Genomic DNA, 16,928 nt, shown 5'->3' with positions numbered 1-16,928 from the left:
CGAACAAAATAGACGACTCAGATATATCCTGTTAATAACTCATTTGACGAAAGTTAGGCATTTGTAAGACCTGATGAGTAAGCATCCAAGTTGTGCTGGCGACAATAGCAAGAGTGAACCACCTGATCCCTTCCCGAACTCAGAAGTGAAACCTCTTAGCGCTGATGGTAGTGTGGGGTTACCCATGTGAGAGTAAGTCATCGCCAGCTCATTATTCTAAAAATCCCCCGATCGTTGATCGGGGGATTTTTTTTCGCCTATAAAAAGCAATAAACATCCTCAGAATTTGCATGAAATTGTTTAAACTTTAAAAATATTTTCTGCTGTTGATATTAATATTTTTTCTAGCTATTTAGTCTCAATTCTCTAAAAGCTGTATGATTTTTGATTTATCTATGCTATAAAAAATTAAACAGGCATAAAAATTGCTTACAAAGAGCGCAGAATAATGAGGGTAAAACAGCATGCGGTTATCAGTTGGATTAAAGGTTGCAAACTCACTTTCCTTAACACCACAGTTACAACAAGCGATCCGCCTACTGCAATTGTCAAGCCTAGAACTTGAGCAAGAGATCCAAATTCAACTAGAAAGTAATCCATTGTTAGAACATGTGGAAGAGCAAAATACGCTTGAAAGTTTATCTAGTTTAGACAAAGAAACGGATGATAAAGACCTCACTAAGGAACTCAATGCTGATCATTTGCCAGATGATCTGCCTGTAGATACGGATTGGGATGATGTTTATACCCATCAGCCTACAAGTTTAGGTACAGCTGACTTTGAAGAGCGTGAAGATAATCGCCAAGGTCATTTAGGTTTGAGTGAACATATGCTTGAGCAGATTAACTTACTTAATTTTAGTCAAATTGATAAGTTGATCGCCTACTGTTTAATCGATTCATTAGATGAAAAAGGTTTTTTAGATGCAGAAATCTCAGAAATCACTGCATCTGTACAGCATTTATTGCAATCTATGGATTATGAAGAAGAAGTTGAAGATGATGAGGTGGTTGCGGTACTCAAATGTATTCAACGACTTGATCCTGTAGGTGTAGGTTCGCGTAATTTAGCTGAATGTTTGGCTGTACAATTGGATTTACTACCTAGCCATACTAAAAATCGTCGTGAAGCTTTGTTGTTGTTGCAGCATTATGAGTTATTGATTAATAATGAATTAAGTAAACTGATCAAGCAAACGGGTTTAAATACAGAGCAACTAAAATCAGCCCTTGCCTTGCTCAAAACTTTAAAGCCACATCCAGGTTTAGACTTTGAAAATAAAGAATCAGATTATCAAATTCCAGATGTGGTCGTGGCGAAAAAAAATGATATTTGGCAGGTGCAACTTAATCCAGATATTGTGCCTAAGTTAAGAGTGAATTCTTTTTATGCCAATATGATCCGTCGTGCTGATCAAAGTGATGATAATCAGTACTTACGTAATCAAATGTTAGAAGCAAAAAACTTTATTAAAAGTATTGATGAGCGACATAAAACACTCTTGAAAGTCGCCAGTTGTATTGTTGAACACCAAAAAGCATTTTTAGAAATTGGTGCAGAGGGTATGCGACCTTTAGTATTGCGTGATATTGCTGAAGAAGTTGAGTTGCATGAATCGACTGTGTCACGGGTCACCACTAATAAATATATGTTAACACCACGCGGTTTATTTGAATTGAAATATTTCTTTTCAAGTCATGTCGGTACAACCACAGGTGGAGAAGCATCTTCAACTGCGATTCGTGCCAAAATTAAAAAACTCATTAGTGAAGAAAATATACGTAAGCCATTGTCTGATAACGCAATTGCAAATTTACTTAAAGAAGAAGGTATTGATGTAGCACGTAGAACAGTGGCGAAATATCGGGAATCGCTGAACATTCCATCGTCTTCTGAACGAAAAGTATTGATCTAAATTTTAAAGTGCGGTAATTGTAAAGATGCATTATGACAACATAATGACCAATAAAGGTGCAGCTTAAGCGTTTATTAAGTCTGCGACGTATTCCATCCTAAACTTTGAGGGATAGAACTATGCAAATTACAATTCGTGGTCATCATTTAACTATTACTCCTGCGATTGAAGACAATATCCGCAGTAAATTTGCACAAATGACTAAGCATCTCGATCAAGTGAGTAGTATGCAGGTCAAGTTAAGCAAGGATCATCAGGTAGATAAGCGCTCTAAAAAAGGCAGTAGTAACCATATTGCGGAAGCCATTATACGTGTACCTGGAGCGGAACTTTTTGCGCAGGCTACAGCGGATGATATGTATAGTTCAATTAAAAAAATGACGGAAAAGTTAAAACGTCAACTCGAAAAATATCGTGAATCTCAAACTGAGTATCAGGCGATTTTACCTTAGTGCTTAAAAAAGCAAAAAAGAGGTTTTTTTAAACCTCTTTTTTTATAGATATAATGTATATCACTAATGAATTATTTTTGTCATTTATAGTAGAATGACAGGTTTTTACACCCTTGATCTAATATAAGAGGTCTTTGCGATGAATAGTGATCAGCTCACTGATATTTTAAAAGCTGCTTTTCCTGAGGCTGAAGTTGCTGTAAGTGGGCAAGGCGGAAAATTTGATCTTCGTATTGTCGATGATCAATTTGAAGGTAAACGTCCGGTTGCTCGCCAACAAGCTGTTTACGCACCGCTCAATTCTTATATTGCAAGTGGTGAAGTGCATGCTGTCACAATTCGTGCAATGACCAAAGAAGAATGGCGTAAAGCTAGTCTTTTCGGAGCTTAATTCGTTAATGGATAAATTTTTAATTCAAGGTGGTACTAAGCTCGAAGGTGAAGTACGAATTTCAGGTGCAAAAAATGCAGCCTTACCGTTACTTGCCGCGACAATTCTAGCTGATACGCCAATTACGCTTACCAATGTACCTAATCTTAAAGATGTTAATACATTGGTGCAGTTGATCGCAGGCTTAGGTGTCACTATCAGCTATGCAGGGGATACCGTTACAGCGGATGTTTCAACATTAGATAATCAATTTGCACCGTACGAATTGGTGAAAACCATGCGTGCTTCGATTTTGGTGTTGGGTCCTTTGCTGGCGCGTTACGGTTCAGCTAAAGTCTCTTTACCGGGTGGCTGTGCCATTGGTTCACGTCCAGTTGATCAACATTTAAAAGCACTTGAAGCCTTAGGTGCGAAGATTGAAGTTGAAAATGGCTATGTGTTAGCAGAAGTAGACGGTCGCTTAAAAGGCGGTGAAGTTGTTTTTGATATGGTCACCGTTGGTGGTACCGAAAATATCTTAACAGCTGCGGTACTTGCTGATGGCGTAACCACGATTCGTAATGCCGCGCGTGAGCCTGAAATTACAGATCTTGCCAAGATGCTCATTAAGATGGGTGCCAAGATTGAGGGTTTAGATACGGACACGCTGGTGGTGACTGGTGTAGAAAGCTTACATGGCTGTGAATATGCAGTTGTGGCGGATCGTATTGAAACCGGTTCATATTTAGCAGCAGCAGCCATTACGGGTGGCCGTGTTAAAACTACACATACCGATCCAAGTCTATTAGAAGCTGTATTAGACAAATTTGAAGAAATGGGTGCGGAAGTGACCCGTGGTGATGATTGGATTGAGCTTGATATGCAGGGCAAACGCCCCAAAGCAGTTAGCTTCCGTACCTTGCCACATCCAGAATTTCCAACCGATATGCAAGCCCAAATTATGGCAGTCAATGCCATTGGTCGTGGTTTTGCAACAATTTCAGAAACAATTTTTGAAAACCGCTTTATGCATGTGCCTGAATTGTCACGTATGGGTGCTAACATTCAGGTCGAAGGTAATGATGCAGTGGTAACAGGGGTAGAACAGCTTTCTGCAGCACCTGTTATGGCAACAGATTTACGTGCTTCATTTTCATTGGTATTAGCAGCACTTGCTGCTGATGGTGAAACATTGATTGACCGTATCTATCATATTGACCGCGGTTATGAAGATGTAGAAGCAAAATTACAAGGTTTAGGTGCCCAAATTAAGCGAGTAAGCGAGTAAGATTAATGAGCGATATGAGAAACGATGATCCAAACTTTGACGTAATGGGCAATTTTGATCATGGTTTAACCTTAGCATTAAGTAAAGGTCGTATTTTAAAAGAAACATTGCCACTGTTAGAAACAGCGGGCATTAATCTTTTGGAAGATCCAGATAAATCGCGTAAATTAATTTTCCCAACTACGCATAAGCATGTACGTATTTTAATTTTACGTGCCTCTGATGTACCGACTTATGTTGAAAATGGTGCAGCGGATCTTGGTGTTGCCGGTAAAGATGTGCTGATGGAACATGGCGCACAAAACGTCTATGAACCGCTCGATTTAAAAATTGCCAACTGTAAGTTAATGACAGCGGGTAAAGTGGGTATGCAACGTCCGAAAGGCCGTTTAAAAATCGCCACTAAATACGTGAATTTAACCCGTCAATACTATGCAAGCCTTGGTGAGCAAGTAGATGTGATTAAACTTTACGGTTCAATGGAATTAGCGCCATTAGTGGGCTTAGGTGATTACATTGTTGACGTGGTCGATACAGGTAATACTTTGCGTGCTAACGGCTTAGAACCATTAGAAGAAATTTGTAAAGTATCTTCGCGTTTAATCGTGAATAAAGCCAGCTTTAAACGTAAGCAACAATTGCTTAATCCAATTCTAGCGCAGCTTGAAAAAGCGGTCGAAGAACGTGAAGCAGGCAAAAAAGCTTAAATCGTTTTGTGATCCAAAACCGCCTTCCGAGGCGGTTTTTTTATGTGAAAGATCAACTCAGCTTTTAATCAATCCTGACAAAAGCTATTTCCAATTAAACTGCACAGATAGATACCGACAAAAGATCAGAAAACAGGTAAACTAAAGTTTTCTTATAGACATGTTGTGGGTAAATTGATGCGACGTTTATCGACTCAAGATCAAAACTTTAAACAAATCTTTGCTGATTTGTTGGCTTTTGAGACTGTTAGCGATCCTGAACTTTTAAAGACTGTAGACCAAATCATTGCTGACGTTCGTCAGCATGGTGACGCTCATGTTCTTAAGCTGACACAGCAGTTCGATCGACATCCTGCGCATCAATTTTCAGATCTCGAACTGACTCAAGAAGCGCTTAAAGCCGCGTTTGAAGGTCTAACGACTGAAGTGCGTGAAGCTTTAGAGCTAGCGGCTCATCGTGTACGTGAATTTCACCAAGCGCAAAAGCAAGACGGTTGGACCTATGTAGATGCCTTAGGCAACACTCTCGGTCAAAAAGTGACACCACTTGATCGTGTGGGTATTTATGTACCGGGCGGTTTAGCATCTTATCCATCCTCAGTGTTGATGAACGCAGTGCCTGCGCATGTAGCAGGGGTGCCTGAGATTATTATGGTGGTGCCTGCGCCGAATGGTGAATTAAATCCCTTGGTGTTGGCAGCGGCTTATTTAGCTGGTGTAACGCGCGTATTCACCATTGGTGGTGCGCAAGCGGTGGCAGCACTGGCATATGGTACCCAAACTGTGCCTGCTGTCGATAAAATCACAGGGCCGGGCAACCGTTTCGTGGCTGCGGCAAAACGTGCCGTGTTTGGTCAAGTCGGTATTGATATGATTGCCGGCCCTTCAGAAATCTTAGTTTATGCAGAAGGCGACAATAACCCAGAATGGTTAGCCATGGACTTATTGTCACAAGCTGAGCACGATACCGTAGCACAAGCAGTATTTATCACGCCTGATGAAGAGTTATTGAATGCGGTGGGTGAGTGGATCGAAAAACACTTAGAAGCGCTACCAAAAGCCGATATTGCACGTACCTCAATTGAAAACCGCGGCGCTTTGGTCTTGGTGCAAGACCGTGCTGAAGGCATCGAGTTGATTAATCAAGTGGCACCTGAACATCTGATGTTATGTTTAGATGAAGCAGAGGCCATGGCTGAAGAGATTCGTCATGCTGGTGCGATCTTTATGGGCCGTTACACCCCAGAAGCGATTGGTGACTACTGTGCGGGCCCTAACCATGTGTTACCTACTTCAGGTACAGCACGTTTCTCATCACCGCTTGGCGTATATGACTTCCAAAAACGTTCAAGCTTGATTATGTGTTCTAAAGACGGCGTAAAAACTTTAGCACGTACAGCTGATGTATTGGCTCAACAAGAAAACCTTGATGCGCATGCGCGTTCTGCCCGTTACCGCTATCAAGATTAAGCCATATAATAGATTGAATTTGCCAATGCAAACCTCTGCAAAACTCAGCAAGATAAACTTCAACTGATTCAAAACAGAGGTTTGGGCCAATGACGAAAGAGAACAGCAGCATGTCTAATGTGACTACACAACAAATGCGTTTTTGGAGCCCAGCCGTACGCGAGCTTGAACCGTACGTACCGGGTGAGCAACCTAAAATTGACAACTTACTCAAACTCAATACCAATGAAAACCCATATCCACCTTCGCCAAAAGTTGCAGAAGCGGTACAACAATTATTAGCTAATTCTGCCGATATTTTACGTTTTTACTCAGACCCAGATGCCAGTGATTTAAAACAGGCGATTGCTAAGCAGCAAAACGTCGCTGCCAATCAAGTGTTTGTGGGAAATGGTTCGGACGAGGTTTTAGCGCATATCTTTAAAGCCTTTTTTGTGCAAGAGTTGCCAATTTTATATCCGGATATCACTTATAGTTTTTATCCAGTGTATAGCCAATTCTTTGGGGTGGAAACCAAGATTTTGCCACTCAATGATCATTTTGAGATTGTGGTAGAGGATTATAAGCAGCCGAATGGTGGGATCATCATTACCAATCCTAATGCCCCAACCAGTATTGATTTAGGCTTAAGCGCCATTGAAGAGGTGCTACAAGCCAATCCAAATTCGGTGGTGGTGATTGATGAAGCCTATGTCGATTTTGGTGCCCAATCTGCGGTAAGTTTAGTTGAAAAATACGAAAACTTAGTGGTGTGTCAAACCACCTCTAAATCGCGTTCATTGGCGGGTTTACGTGTTGGTTTTGCGATTGCGCAGCCACATTTAATTGCCGCTTTAGAGGCGGTTAAAAACAGCTTTAACTCTTATCCAATGGATCATTTTGCGATTGCTGCTGCCAAAGCATCTTTTGAAGATCAAGCTTATTTTGAAGCACAATGCCAAAAAGTCATTGCCAGCCGCGAAAAGCTAACCGCTGATTTAACGGCACTGGGTTTTGAAGTGTTGCCATCTAAAGCAAACTTTGTATTTGCGTCACATCCACATAAAGATGCTGCAGACATTGCCAGCCAATTGCGTGAGCAAGGTGTGATTGTGCGTTACTTTAACAAGCCACGTATCAATCAACACTTACGTATTACTGTGGGTACAGATGCAGAAAATCAGCGTTTAATTGAGACCTTAAAAAACCAAGTTTTAGCTTCTGTTGCTTAACTTAAATAAGTACTAAAAAAGCGACTCCTATGAGTCGCTTTTTTTATTTAGCCCATGTGTTGAGCAAATTGAGGAGTGCGGCAACTTTATCAAAGCATTCTTGATATTCGGCATCGAGTTGAGATGCAATGGTGATCCCGCCACCTGCCCAAAGAGAAATATCGTCTTGATACTTTTGAATGGAGCGAATGAGAATATTCCAACTGCCAGTGCCATCAAAATTAAAATATCCCATTGAGCCGCAATAGGCACCGCGTGGGGCTTGTTCAAGTTCGTCGATAATTTGCATGGCGCGAATTTTAGGTGCACCAGTAATAGAACCACCCGGCAGCGCAGACATCAGCACTTCAAACGGTTTAACGTCGGCTTTTAAGGTGGCGGTGACTTCGCTGACCATATGATGCACTTGATTAAAGCTCTCAATATTAAATAATTTAGGCGTTTTAACGCTACCGGTTTCGGCATATACACTTAAATCATTACGCAATAAATCCACAATCATCACGTTTTCAGCACGATCTTTTTCTGACGCCATGAGCTGTTGTTTAGACTGTTCGTCTAATTTGGCATCGGCAAAGCGTGGCATGGTGCCTTTAATCGGTTTGGTGACAATATTGCGCTTTGCATTAAATTCAATAAATAGTTCCGGTGAGCAGCTGAGCAGTTCAAATTCACCGTTACGTAGGTAGCCTGCATAAGGCGCTTGAGTCAATTGCCAAAATTTTTCTGCAGTGGCACTTAGGCGGCCTTGAGCTTGACCTACAAATTCTTGGGTTAAGTTAATTTGGTAGCAATCACCGGCGACAATATAGTCTTGTACGCGCTGAAATGCAGCTTGATACTCAGCTTTATTCCAACGTGCTTGGCAGGGTTGAGTCAGATAGAAATCTAAGACTGGTTTTCGTTGTAAGGCAGCTTGTAAGTAAGCAAATTGCTCAGCTGCATTAACAGCTGTACTGTGAAAATACCAACCATCGTCTTTTAAGCTTAAATAACTGTGAAAGATGCCTAAAAATAAAGCAGGTTGATCTTTATAATTTAAATGAATGGCTTGTGCTGCGCCGTGATCGTAGCCAATAAAGCCCATGATGCCACCGTTAAATGAATGGCTGGTTGTGCTGCCATTGGCACTTTGAATCAGTTGGCTAAAATCTTGTGCTGCGATCTTCGTGTATTGATTTAGAGTGGTAGCTTGAAAGTATTGCATCTCATCTTTTAAGACGCAGTACTGCTCAGGAAAACAACCAATCACAGGCTTGCCCTGATTATATAAATATACCAAAGGATCTAAAGCACTCAGTGTGCCGATTAACTCAGCAGGGCTTTGTGAGGAACAAAGTCGTTGGCAAAAAACAGCAGCTTGGCTCATACATCTACACAGGCGAACGGGAGATGCCTAGTGTAGCTAAAATTCGATTCAGATAAGCATGAGGGCACAGAATTTGCGGCAAAAATTGAAATTTTTAGGCGAAACTGAGCGAATTTGTTGGCATTTTCGCCACACTTAACCAGTTTGATCTAAACGTGAACCTAAGGTTTCAAGATGCATATTAAATTGTCCGATTTTGCGGTCGGCAAAGTAATGTTTTAAGGTGCGCTCTACACTTGGGAAAGCCAGTTGTTGCCAGGGAATTTCATCTTCGCTAAACAAACGTGACTCAATAGTTTCTTCACCAGCACCAAATTTACCATCGACTAAACTGGCCTTAAAGAGCACGTAAATTTGCCCAATACGTGGAATATTGTACATGCAATACAATTGTTCAATTTCCACCTCAGCTTCAGCTTCTTCGCGGGTTTCGCGCGCTGCACCTTGCTCCATGGTTTCAAACAGTTCCATGTAACCGGCAGGTAAGGTCCATAAACCATAACGTGGTTCAATGGCACGGCGACAGAGTAACACTTTGTCTTCATGCACGACTAAAGCACCGCAAATGACTTTGGGATTGACATAATGGATATTGCCACAACTGCCACACACCTGACGGACTTGGTGGTCGCCTAAAGGAATTTTCTCGACTGTTTTTTGTCCGCAGTTGCCGCAAAAGTTCATATGCATCATCAATGATAACCGGATGCCTCAGGATAACGTAAAAAAAGCGCGGCTGCATCCTCTGATCACGCTATCCTTTAGAATAAAAATTCAGCTATGATGTGATTTAACTGCATAAATCAGGACGTAGAGCGAACGACATGGATGATCGTGCACTGACTTTATTATTACAACAACGATTACGTTTTTCTAAGCGCATTCGTGAAGCACAAGCTGCCGTGCTGATTGCGATTACCGAAGAAGATGATCCTAAAGTGTTACTTACACGGCGTTCGGTGTATTTGAATAGTCATCCGGGAGAAGTGTCTTTTCCAGGGGGGAAACGTGATCCACAAGACACCAGTAATATTGTGGTGGCACTGCGTGAAGCACAAGAAGAAACTGGATTGAATCCTTTTGATGTGGAGCTGATTGGCGATTTACCGATGCAAAAGGCACGTAACGGTATGTTGGTGAAGCCGGTGGTGGGCTTTATTCCACCCAATTTGCCACTGGTACCACAGCCCAGTGAAATTGATCGAATCTTCTATGTCTCCTTACGTAAAATGCTCGAAGCCAAACCGATTCCTTATGAAGTACGTTTTCAGCATCAATCCTTATATTTTCCAAGTTTCCGTTTGGAAAATGAAATTATCTGGGGTTTAACCGCACGGATGATGGTGTCATTATTTAGATATGGTCTTGATTATCAAAAAGAATGGCCATTTTTGCTGAACTCTCCAGCTTTTAAAATCAAAAAATAAAGAGTCTATTATGTTATATCAATATAAAAATTTAAGTCCTAAAGCCATCAATGCCCCTTGGAATGGTTGGGTGGCACCTACAGCCAGCGTGATTGGTAATGTCGAATTAGGCGATAAAGTCAGTATTTGGTTTGGTGCTGTGGTGCGTGGGGACAATGCCAAAATTCATATTGGTCATTACAGTAATGTACAAGAAAATGCCGTACTGCATACCGATGCTGGTATTGATATGCACATTGCTGATTATGTCACTATTGGACATCAAGCGATGCTACATGGCTGTACGATTGGTGAGAATGCTTTGATTGGCATTCAGGCGGTGGTGCTTAACCATGCAATAATTGGTAAGAACTGTATTATTGGTGCCAATGCCTTAATTCCAGAAGGCAAAGTCATTCCAGATAACTCGGTGGTGATGGGTTCACCCGGTAAAGTGGTAAAAACTTTAGATGAAGAAGGGGTTGCCAAACTTAAACAAAGTGCCTTGCATTATGCTGCGCATTTTGCAGATTTTAAGGATCTAAAAGCTGTTGAACTCTAAGCAGAATCTGGAACAATTTTAGCCAAACCTCGTGTTTGGCTTTTTTGTATCGTGTATCGCCAAGTTTTTAGGAGTGGAGTATGATAGCCACCATTTTTAAATATTTTAAAGTTAAGGTTTGGCATGAAATTGCTGGCACTCGAAACTGCCAATCAGCAGTGTTCCGTCTGTATTGTCGATGACACCCAAGAGTTGTTTTTTGATTTTGATTCCCGCCCTCGTGCGCAAACGCAAACCATCTTACCGATGATTGAACAAGGCTTACAGCAACAAGGCTTACAGCCAAGTGAACTGACCGCAATTGCATTTAGTCGTGGCCCTGGATCTTTTAGTGGGGTACGGATTAATGCTGCGGTGACGCAAGCCTTAGCTTGGTCAAATGATTTGCCTGTGGTGCCTGTTTCAACTTTACAAGCATTAGCGCAAGCAGCCTACCGTTTACATGGCTTAACTGAAGTCACTGCGGTAATTGATGCACGTATGAACGAAGTCTATATCGCCAGCTTTAAGCTTGATCAACACGGCATTATGCAGGCGGTGGATGCTGAACAACTCCTGAGCTATGAAGCGGCTTTAAGCGCAGCGCAATATACGCTGGTCGGTTCAGGTAGTCATTTGCTCGAGGCAACAGCAACTCAATATCAAACAGTTGATCCAACAGCACAAGATATTGCCACAATTGCGCGTCAAGCGGCTTTACAACAAAATTGGGTCAGTGCCGAATTGGCATTGCCGGTATATTTACGTGATGATGCATGGAAAAAAATTCCAGATCAAGGCAAAGCATAATTTAGGTAATTGTTATGGATCTTTTACTGCTGTTAAAAGCAGCGATTATGGGGATTGTAGAGGGGATTACCGAATTCCTGCCGATTTCTAGTACTGGGCATTTAATTTTAGCTTCTGAGCTCATGAATTTTTGGAGTAAAGAAAAAAGTGATGTCTTTGTGATTGCTATTCAGATGGGTGCAATTGCGGCAGTCATTTATGAATACTGGGCACGCCTTTGGGGCGCAGCAACGGGTATTGTGAGTGGTGAACCACAAGGTCGCCGTTTAGGCATTGGCTTAATTTTAGCATCTATTCCGATCGTGTTGGTGGGACTGACCTTTGGTCAAACCGTCAAAGAACTGCTATTTAATGATATTGCCATTGCCATTGGTTTGATCGTGGGTGGTTTAATCATTATTTGGATTGAAAAAAATCCACCTGTGGTACGTGCCAAAGAAGTTGAAGACTTAAGTATTAAAGATGCGATTTGGATTGGTTTGATTCAAGTATTGTCGTTGATTCCGGGCACATCACGTTCTGGTGCGACCATTATTGGTGCGATGTTCTTAGGTGTATCACGTAAAGCCGCAACCGAATTTTCCTTCTTCTTGGGTATTCCGGTGATTGTCGGTGCAGGTTTATTGGACTTGTATCAAAGCTATCATGTCTTTGAAGGTGCGGCAGATTGGACCGTGATTGCTGTGGGTCTATTGGTGTCATTTGTATCTGCTTTATTGTTGATTCGTGCTTTAGTGGCTTATGTAGCTAAACGTGACTTTATGGTCTTTGCGTGGTATCGCATTGTATCGGGCTTAGCAATTTTATTATTTGCATATACAGGTTGGACTTTATGGTAAGCGCGTTACGCTTATATACAGAACAGGCCTTTTATGAGAAAGCACAGCAGTATTCTGCTGTGCTTTCTTCACGTGGGGTTGCTGTTGATATTCAGGTGATTGAAAAACTCGCAGCGCGGTTTTTACGCCTCAATCCCGAACTGGCTTTATGTGTAGATCAAGAAGGCTTATGGTTATCTGCCAATGGCATGAAAATGCAACCAGATTGGAACGGGGAAAGTGGTCGTTTAAAACGTGCTTCTTTAAAATCTGAAATGATTGCCCGCGCCTGTAATCTAGCAGAAAAACCGCGTTTAATTGATGCAACCGCAGGTCTTGGGCATGACAGTTTACTCATGGCACATTTAGGTGCGCATGTCACCTTAGTTGAGCGTCATCCAATCCTATTTACTTTGCTTGAAGATACCCAGCAACGTGCGCTAGAGGATAAAATCTTGCATGCAGCAGCAGCGCGAATTGAATTGGTCTTTTCAGATTCAGCGGATTATTTAAGTCAACAAGCTGAATTAGGCAATAGCTTTGATGTGGTGTATCTAGATCCGATGTTCCCGCAGCGTGATCAAAATCAGCAAGCGCCAAAAAAACAGGCACAAGTAAAAAAGCAAATGCAGCTATTGCATATGTTATTGCCTGAAGATGGCGAAATGGATTTAGGTAACAACCTTTTGCCCTTGGCACAAAAAATTGCCAAACGCGTGGTGGTGAAACGGCCTCGTCTTGCAGTGTTTTTAGCAGGTCAAAGCACAGATCAACAATGGCTGGGCGATGCTTGTCGTTTTGATGCTTATTTTCAACATGATTTAAAAATGTAACTGCTGCATTTTTAAACATTGTTTTAAGATATAGTACATTAGAGCATTGATAAAGCTGCCATTCGGCATACACTTAATCGCGCACCTTTGGCAGGCACTGCATAGATAATTCCATGATCGACTTTAAACCCTCCATTAACTTTTGGCATGACTTTAAAAGCAACCAAATTGCCGGTATGTGGTTATTTTTTGGTTCGCGCCGTGCCTTACAAATTGTCCGTCCTTCTATTCCACAACTCATTATTTGGGGGATTTTAGGCGGCAGTGCCAATACTTTATTTGCCTGGCTCAGTGCTGGTGAAGTGGGAGAGTTTAACTCACAAGGTTTGGTGAGTTATGCTTTATGGCCGTTTATTGCCTTAATTGTTGGGATTTTTTTATCACAGCGCATTAACAACCCACGCTTAATGTTAGTGCCTGCCTTATTGTGGTTGGTACTCGATACACATGTTGCCTTGCTACAAAGCCTGATTCAATATTTAGGCATGATGGATTGGCTACCATATTTGCTCTATGACTACTTGCCCATTTTATTTATGGTGCTGTTTGTATGGCAAAGTTTGGCGGTGGTGTGGGTGTTTGCACGCGAATTACATTGGCCTTGGTGGGAACGTGCGCTGATTATTATTGCCACTTTATTTACTTTGGTGGTGTGGCAAATTTCTGCCAAAAGCCAACCCATTTGGAAAGTTGATGAAGTACCACCCAGCATTTCTGAAGCTGCTATTTATGCCCAGCCTAAAGTGCTTAATAAAGCTTTAGACAGTATTCAATTTGGTGAATTTGCCCAAAGTCATTGGTATTTCCTTGGAGTGGCAGGGGCGAGCTATCAAGATGTATTTAAGTCAGAAGTTGAACGTATTCGTGAACAGTTTGACACTCGTTTTGGTACCTTTGGGCGTTCGATGATCTTGATTAATCATCCTGCGACCTTAGAGACCCACCCAATTGCATCTAAAACCAGTATTGAACTTGCGCTCAAGCGTATAGGGCAACAAATGAATCGTGACAGCGATGTGTTGTTTTTATATATGACCTCACATGGTTTGCCGAATCAATTTGAACTGGAGAACTCACCAATTGATTTGGCCTATGTTGAGCCAAAATGGTTACGAGATACGTTGGATAAATCAGGCATTCGTTGGCGTGTGATTGTCATTTCATCGTGTTTTTCAGGCAGCTTTGTTTCAGCTTTACAAGATGAAAACACTTTAGTGATTACTGCCGCTGCAGCTGATCGTGAGTCTTTTGGCTGTAGCAATGAAGCTGATTACACCTATTTTGGTCGGGCTTTGTTTGATGAAGCGATGCGAGAACAAAACTCTTTTGAAAATTCTTTCTTACAAGCCAAAGAAACTGTGGCCAAATGGGAAGCAGCTCAAGGCTTTGAACCTTCTGAGCCACAATGGGCGATTGGTAAAAATATGCAACTGATGTTGCCACAATTGGAACAACGCTTATTTCCAAATCAAAATAATGCGCCACCTTAAGTAGGACGACACATGGAATTATTACAAAGCAATCAATGTTTTGCCGGCGAGCAACGTATTTATCGTTTTGCATCAACAACGCTAAAACAAGACACCAAATTTGGTGTTTTTTTGCCGCAACAAGCCTTAACAGGTCAAGCCTGTCCAGCGCTGTTTTATTTGGCGGGTTTAACTTGTAGCGAAGAAACATTCGCCATTAAGGCACATGCACAGCGTCTTGCAGCACAATTGGGTTTAATTTTAATTACCCCAGATACTTCACCACGTGGTGAGGATGTGGCCCAAGGCGACAACTGGGATTTAGGGCAGGGTGCAGGGTTTTATATCAATGCCACTCAAGCGCCGTGGGCTGAACATTACCAAATGCAAAGTTTTGTTGCAGATGAGTTATATGCTGTAGTGACTACTGAATTTAATATTGCCAAAAATAAAGTTGGGATCTTTGGCCACTCTATGGGCGGCCATGGAGCTTTAACTTTAGCACTTAAATATCCTGAAAAATTTAAATCGGTGTCGGCATTTGCGCCTATTTGTGCACCGAGCCAATGTCCATGGGGTGAAAAAGCCTTTTCAAACTATTTGGGAGAAGACCGCGCTGTTTGGTTACAACATGATGCAACTGCACTGATTCAAGAAAAAGGGGCGGTATTTAGCGATATTCTAATTGATCAAGGCTTAAAAGATCAGTTTTATAGCCAGCTCAATCCTGCGCTATTTAAAGCTGCCTGTGAGCGAGTCGGGCAAAAGCTGACCTTACGCGAGCATCAAGGCTACGATCATGGTTATTACTTTATTCAAAGTTTTATTGATGATCATCTGCAATATCACGCGGTGCAATTACAATCTTAAAAAAAAGAGGCAAAATGCCTCTTTTTTTATTGCCAAGTCGCAGTCAATTCAGCATTTGCCATGCGGCTTAAATGACTGAGCACAACTTGTTGCATATGACTCAAATCTTCTAATTGACTTTCAATCATGACCTCTAAATACTCAGCCTGAGGCTTCAGGCTAATGGTGTATTCGGGCATAAAAATTTGCATGTGCAGTGGTGTTTCTTGAACTTCAAATTTATGTTTCCAATGATTTAAAAGCCGTTTACTGATGCGTGCTGCTTCAAGTGTGTTGATTTTTGTAGTGGTTTTCATTCTCATTTACCTCAGGGTTTTGCTTAGTCTAACAAATCTAAAAAGCTTTCAGCTTATTAAAATTGCAACGCTGTGTTTTAGCTGCATGGCGTTAACAGCAAAAGCCTACACAGTAAGCAGCAGGAATTTGTTATAATCAGGCTAATTTTGCAATATTCCCAAAGCCAGGTTCTATTATGTCCAAGCCATATTTAATCGCACCTTCTATTTTATCTGCTGACTTCGCGCGTTTAGGTGAAGAAGTTGAAAACGTACTTGCGGCAGGTGCTGATGTTGTGCATTTTGACGTGATGGATAATCACTACGTACCTAATTTAACCTTTGGTGCAGGCGTGTGTAAGGCATTAAAAAAATATGGTATTCAAGCGCCCATTGATGTGCATTTAATGGTTAAACCAGTGGATCGTATGATTGGTGACTTCTTAGATGCAGGCGCTGACATTATTACTTTCCACCCAGAAGCATCAGACCATATTGACCGTTCTTTACAGTTAATTAAATCAGGTGGTGCCAAAGCTGGCTTAGTATTTAATCCAGCCACACCGTTACATTATCTTGATTATGTATTGGATAAAGTTGATCAAGTCTTATTAATGAGTGTTAACCCTGGCTTTGGTGGACAAAAATTCATTCCAATGACTTTAGATAAGTTACGTGAGGCACGTAAAATTATTGATGCTTCAGGCCGTGATATTCGTTTAGAAGTCGATGGTGGTGTAACTCCAGCTAATATTCGTGAAATTGCTGAAGCAGGTGCGGATATGTTTGTTGCAGGCTCAGCGATCTTTGGGCAAGCTGACTATAAAGCAGTCATTGATCAGATGCGTGCTGAACTTGCGTTGGTCGGTAGTCAACAAGCGTAAATCAAAAGCAGTACAAAGGGCGCTCAGGCGCTCTTTTTTGTCTCAATTAGTTAAGCTGTATTTTGGTGCAAAATGTGCACCAAAATAAACACTTTGCTTAAACATATGTGCAGTCTATTGTTACAGGGGCTGCATAAGTCAAGAATGCAACAAAGCTTAATTTTTGGTAATAATTGGTAAAAAATGCATCAAATTCGCGCATTTTTTATTTATACTCTTAGCATCTAAAGGAGGAACGA

The 16,928-nt window shown here is 41.5% G+C and carries 18 protein-coding genes and 1 rRNA gene; 16 read left to right on the top strand and 3 right to left on the bottom strand.

What is annotated here, in order from left to right; genetic code table 11:
* Window positions 1-94 precede the first annotated feature (94 nt).
* From rrf to hisC, 8 genes are all read left to right on the top strand, one after another.
* A 5S ribosomal RNA gene (gene rrf / locus AC5YCD_RS13720) occupies window positions 95-209 on the top strand.
* Window positions 210-464: 255 nt separating this feature from the next.
* Window positions 465-1,916: an RNA polymerase factor sigma-54 gene (locus AC5YCD_RS13715; RefSeq protein ID WP_496130563.1), complete on the top strand. Its 1,452-nt coding sequence runs from the start codon at window positions 465-467 to the stop codon at window positions 1,914-1,916.
* Window positions 1,917-2,035: 119 nt separating this feature from the next.
* Complete coding sequence (hpf, locus tag AC5YCD_RS13710) at window positions 2,036-2,368, top strand: ribosome hibernation-promoting factor, HPF/YfiA family (protein ID WP_496130562.1); 333 nt, start codon at window positions 2,036-2,038, stop codon at window positions 2,366-2,368.
* A 139-nt stretch (window positions 2,369-2,507) separates the two neighbouring features.
* Window positions 2,508-2,759 carry a BolA family iron metabolism protein IbaG gene (gene ibaG, locus AC5YCD_RS13705; RefSeq protein ID WP_122902352.1) on the top strand — a complete coding sequence of 84 codons (252 nt, stop codon included), beginning with the start codon at window positions 2,508-2,510 and terminating at the stop codon, window positions 2,757-2,759.
* A 7-nt stretch (window positions 2,760-2,766) separates the two neighbouring features.
* Window positions 2,767-4,026 carry a UDP-N-acetylglucosamine 1-carboxyvinyltransferase gene (murA, locus tag AC5YCD_RS13700; RefSeq protein WP_496130561.1) on the top strand — a complete coding sequence of 420 codons (1,260 nt, stop codon included), beginning with the start codon at window positions 2,767-2,769 and terminating at the stop codon, window positions 4,024-4,026.
* A 5-nt stretch (window positions 4,027-4,031) separates the two neighbouring features.
* A complete protein-coding gene (hisG, locus tag AC5YCD_RS13695) occupies window positions 4,032-4,733 on the top strand; it encodes an ATP phosphoribosyltransferase (protein WP_496130560.1) in 702 nt (233 codons plus the stop codon).
* A gap of 165 nt (window positions 4,734-4,898) precedes the next feature.
* The gene (gene hisD, locus AC5YCD_RS13690) at window positions 4,899-6,203 is read left to right on the top strand and encodes a histidinol dehydrogenase (RefSeq protein ID WP_496130559.1); all 1,305 of its coding nucleotides are present in this window, start codon (window positions 4,899-4,901) and stop codon (window positions 6,201-6,203) included.
* Window positions 6,204-6,313: 110 nt separating this feature from the next.
* Window positions 6,314-7,414, top strand: coding sequence for a histidinol-phosphate transaminase (gene hisC, locus AC5YCD_RS13685; RefSeq protein ID WP_496130564.1), 1,101 nt, complete (start codon window positions 6,314-6,316; stop codon window positions 7,412-7,414).
* 43 nt (window positions 7,415-7,457) lie between these two features.
* Here hisC and pabB read toward each other — a convergent pair whose 3' ends face one another.
* Both pabB and AC5YCD_RS13675 read right to left on the bottom strand, forming a co-directional pair.
* Window positions 7,458-8,783, bottom strand: a complete 1,326-nt coding sequence (gene pabB, locus AC5YCD_RS13680) for an aminodeoxychorismate synthase component I (RefSeq protein WP_496130558.1) — start codon at window positions 8,781-8,783, stop codon at window positions 7,458-7,460.
* Between the two features lie 135 nt (window positions 8,784-8,918).
* Complete coding sequence (locus AC5YCD_RS13675) at window positions 8,919-9,467, bottom strand: NUDIX hydrolase (protein ID WP_496130557.1); 549 nt, start codon at window positions 9,465-9,467, stop codon at window positions 8,919-8,921.
* 140 nt (window positions 9,468-9,607) lie between these two features.
* On the opposite strand from AC5YCD_RS13675, the gene AC5YCD_RS13670 reads away from it, so the two are divergent.
* The 7 genes from AC5YCD_RS13670 to fghA all read left to right on the top strand — a co-directional run bounded on the left by AC5YCD_RS13670 (window position 9,608) and on the right by fghA (window position 15,530).
* Window positions 9,608-10,210: a CoA pyrophosphatase gene (locus AC5YCD_RS13670; RefSeq protein ID WP_496130556.1), complete on the top strand. Its 603-nt coding sequence runs from the start codon at window positions 9,608-9,610 to the stop codon at window positions 10,208-10,210.
* Window positions 10,211-10,220: 10 nt separating this feature from the next.
* Complete coding sequence (locus AC5YCD_RS13665; protein WP_496130555.1) at window positions 10,221-10,751, top strand: gamma carbonic anhydrase family protein; 531 nt, start codon at window positions 10,221-10,223, stop codon at window positions 10,749-10,751.
* Window positions 10,752-10,874: 123 nt separating this feature from the next.
* Window positions 10,875-11,540 carry a tRNA (adenosine(37)-N6)-threonylcarbamoyltransferase complex dimerization subunit type 1 TsaB gene (gene tsaB, locus AC5YCD_RS13660; RefSeq protein ID WP_496130554.1) on the top strand — a complete coding sequence of 222 codons (666 nt, stop codon included), beginning with the start codon at window positions 10,875-10,877 and terminating at the stop codon, window positions 11,538-11,540.
* Window positions 11,541-11,554: 14 nt separating this feature from the next.
* Window positions 11,555-12,379, top strand: a complete 825-nt coding sequence (locus AC5YCD_RS13655; RefSeq protein WP_496130553.1) for an undecaprenyl-diphosphate phosphatase — start codon at window positions 11,555-11,557, stop codon at window positions 12,377-12,379.
* On the top strand, window positions 12,373-13,191 hold the full coding sequence (locus tag AC5YCD_RS13650) for a class I SAM-dependent methyltransferase (protein WP_496130552.1): 819 nt from the start codon (window positions 12,373-12,375) through the stop codon (window positions 13,189-13,191). The genes AC5YCD_RS13655 and AC5YCD_RS13650 overlap by 7 nt, the downstream gene beginning before the upstream one ends.
* Window positions 13,192-13,304: 113 nt before the next feature.
* Window positions 13,305-14,681: a C13 family peptidase gene (locus AC5YCD_RS13645; protein ID WP_496130551.1), complete on the top strand. Its 1,377-nt coding sequence runs from the start codon at window positions 13,305-13,307 to the stop codon at window positions 14,679-14,681.
* Between the two features lie 12 nt (window positions 14,682-14,693).
* A complete protein-coding gene (fghA, locus tag AC5YCD_RS13640) occupies window positions 14,694-15,530 on the top strand; it encodes an S-formylglutathione hydrolase (protein WP_496130550.1) in 837 nt (278 codons plus the stop codon).
* 26 nt (window positions 15,531-15,556) lie between these two features.
* On the opposite strand, the gene AC5YCD_RS13635 is transcribed toward fghA, so the two are convergent.
* Window positions 15,557-15,826, bottom strand: coding sequence for a DUF2218 domain-containing protein (locus AC5YCD_RS13635; protein WP_496130549.1), 270 nt, complete (start codon window positions 15,824-15,826; stop codon window positions 15,557-15,559).
* A 176-nt stretch (window positions 15,827-16,002) separates the two neighbouring features.
* Between AC5YCD_RS13635 and rpe the strand changes: the two genes are divergently transcribed.
* The gene (rpe, locus tag AC5YCD_RS13630) at window positions 16,003-16,689 is read left to right on the top strand and encodes a ribulose-phosphate 3-epimerase (RefSeq protein WP_496130548.1); all 687 of its coding nucleotides are present in this window, start codon (window positions 16,003-16,005) and stop codon (window positions 16,687-16,689) included.
* Window positions 16,690-16,928 lie beyond the last annotated feature (239 nt).

This window comes from Acinetobacter sp. CY05, from assembly GCF_059515805.1.
The sequence above is the reverse complement of the archived record's forward strand: the minus strand, read 5'-3'. Positions and strand labels throughout refer to the sequence as shown.

What these genes read in the sequence shown, in the direction of transcription:
- AC5YCD_RS13635 (WP_496130549.1), bottom strand. Translation starts at nt 15,826, where the DNA reads ATGAAAACCACTACAAAAATCAACACACTTGAAGCAGCACGCATCAGT.
- AC5YCD_RS13670 (WP_496130556.1), top strand. Translation starts at nt 9,608, where the DNA reads ATGGATGATCGTGCACTGACTTTATTATTACAACAACGATTACGTTTT.
- hisG (WP_496130560.1), top strand. Translation starts at nt 4,032, where the DNA reads ATGAGCGATATGAGAAACGATGATCCAAACTTTGACGTAATGGGCAAT.
- AC5YCD_RS13650 (WP_496130552.1), top strand. Translation starts at nt 12,373, where the DNA reads ATGGTAAGCGCGTTACGCTTATATACAGAACAGGCCTTTTATGAGAAA.
- AC5YCD_RS13665 (WP_496130555.1), top strand. Translation starts at nt 10,221, where the DNA reads ATGTTATATCAATATAAAAATTTAAGTCCTAAAGCCATCAATGCCCCT.
- AC5YCD_RS13655 (WP_496130553.1), top strand. Translation starts at nt 11,555, where the DNA reads ATGGATCTTTTACTGCTGTTAAAAGCAGCGATTATGGGGATTGTAGAG.
- tsaB (WP_496130554.1), top strand. Translation starts at nt 10,875, where the DNA reads ATGAAATTGCTGGCACTCGAAACTGCCAATCAGCAGTGTTCCGTCTGT.
- hpf (WP_496130562.1), top strand. Translation starts at nt 2,036, where the DNA reads ATGCAAATTACAATTCGTGGTCATCATTTAACTATTACTCCTGCGATT.
- hisC (WP_496130564.1), top strand. Translation starts at nt 6,314, where the DNA reads ATGTCTAATGTGACTACACAACAAATGCGTTTTTGGAGCCCAGCCGTA.
- AC5YCD_RS13715 (WP_496130563.1), top strand. Translation starts at nt 465, where the DNA reads ATGCGGTTATCAGTTGGATTAAAGGTTGCAAACTCACTTTCCTTAACA.
- pabB (WP_496130558.1), bottom strand. Translation starts at nt 8,783, where the DNA reads ATGAGCCAAGCTGCTGTTTTTTGCCAACGACTTTGTTCCTCACAAAGC.
- AC5YCD_RS13675 (WP_496130557.1), bottom strand. Translation starts at nt 9,467, where the DNA reads ATGAACTTTTGCGGCAACTGCGGACAAAAAACAGTCGAGAAAATTCCT.
- murA (WP_496130561.1), top strand. Translation starts at nt 2,767, where the DNA reads ATGGATAAATTTTTAATTCAAGGTGGTACTAAGCTCGAAGGTGAAGTA.
- fghA (WP_496130550.1), top strand. Translation starts at nt 14,694, where the DNA reads ATGGAATTATTACAAAGCAATCAATGTTTTGCCGGCGAGCAACGTATT.
- rpe (WP_496130548.1), top strand. Translation starts at nt 16,003, where the DNA reads ATGTCCAAGCCATATTTAATCGCACCTTCTATTTTATCTGCTGACTTC.
- ibaG (WP_122902352.1), top strand. Translation starts at nt 2,508, where the DNA reads ATGAATAGTGATCAGCTCACTGATATTTTAAAAGCTGCTTTTCCTGAG.
- AC5YCD_RS13645 (WP_496130551.1), top strand. Translation starts at nt 13,305, where the DNA reads ATGATCGACTTTAAACCCTCCATTAACTTTTGGCATGACTTTAAAAGC.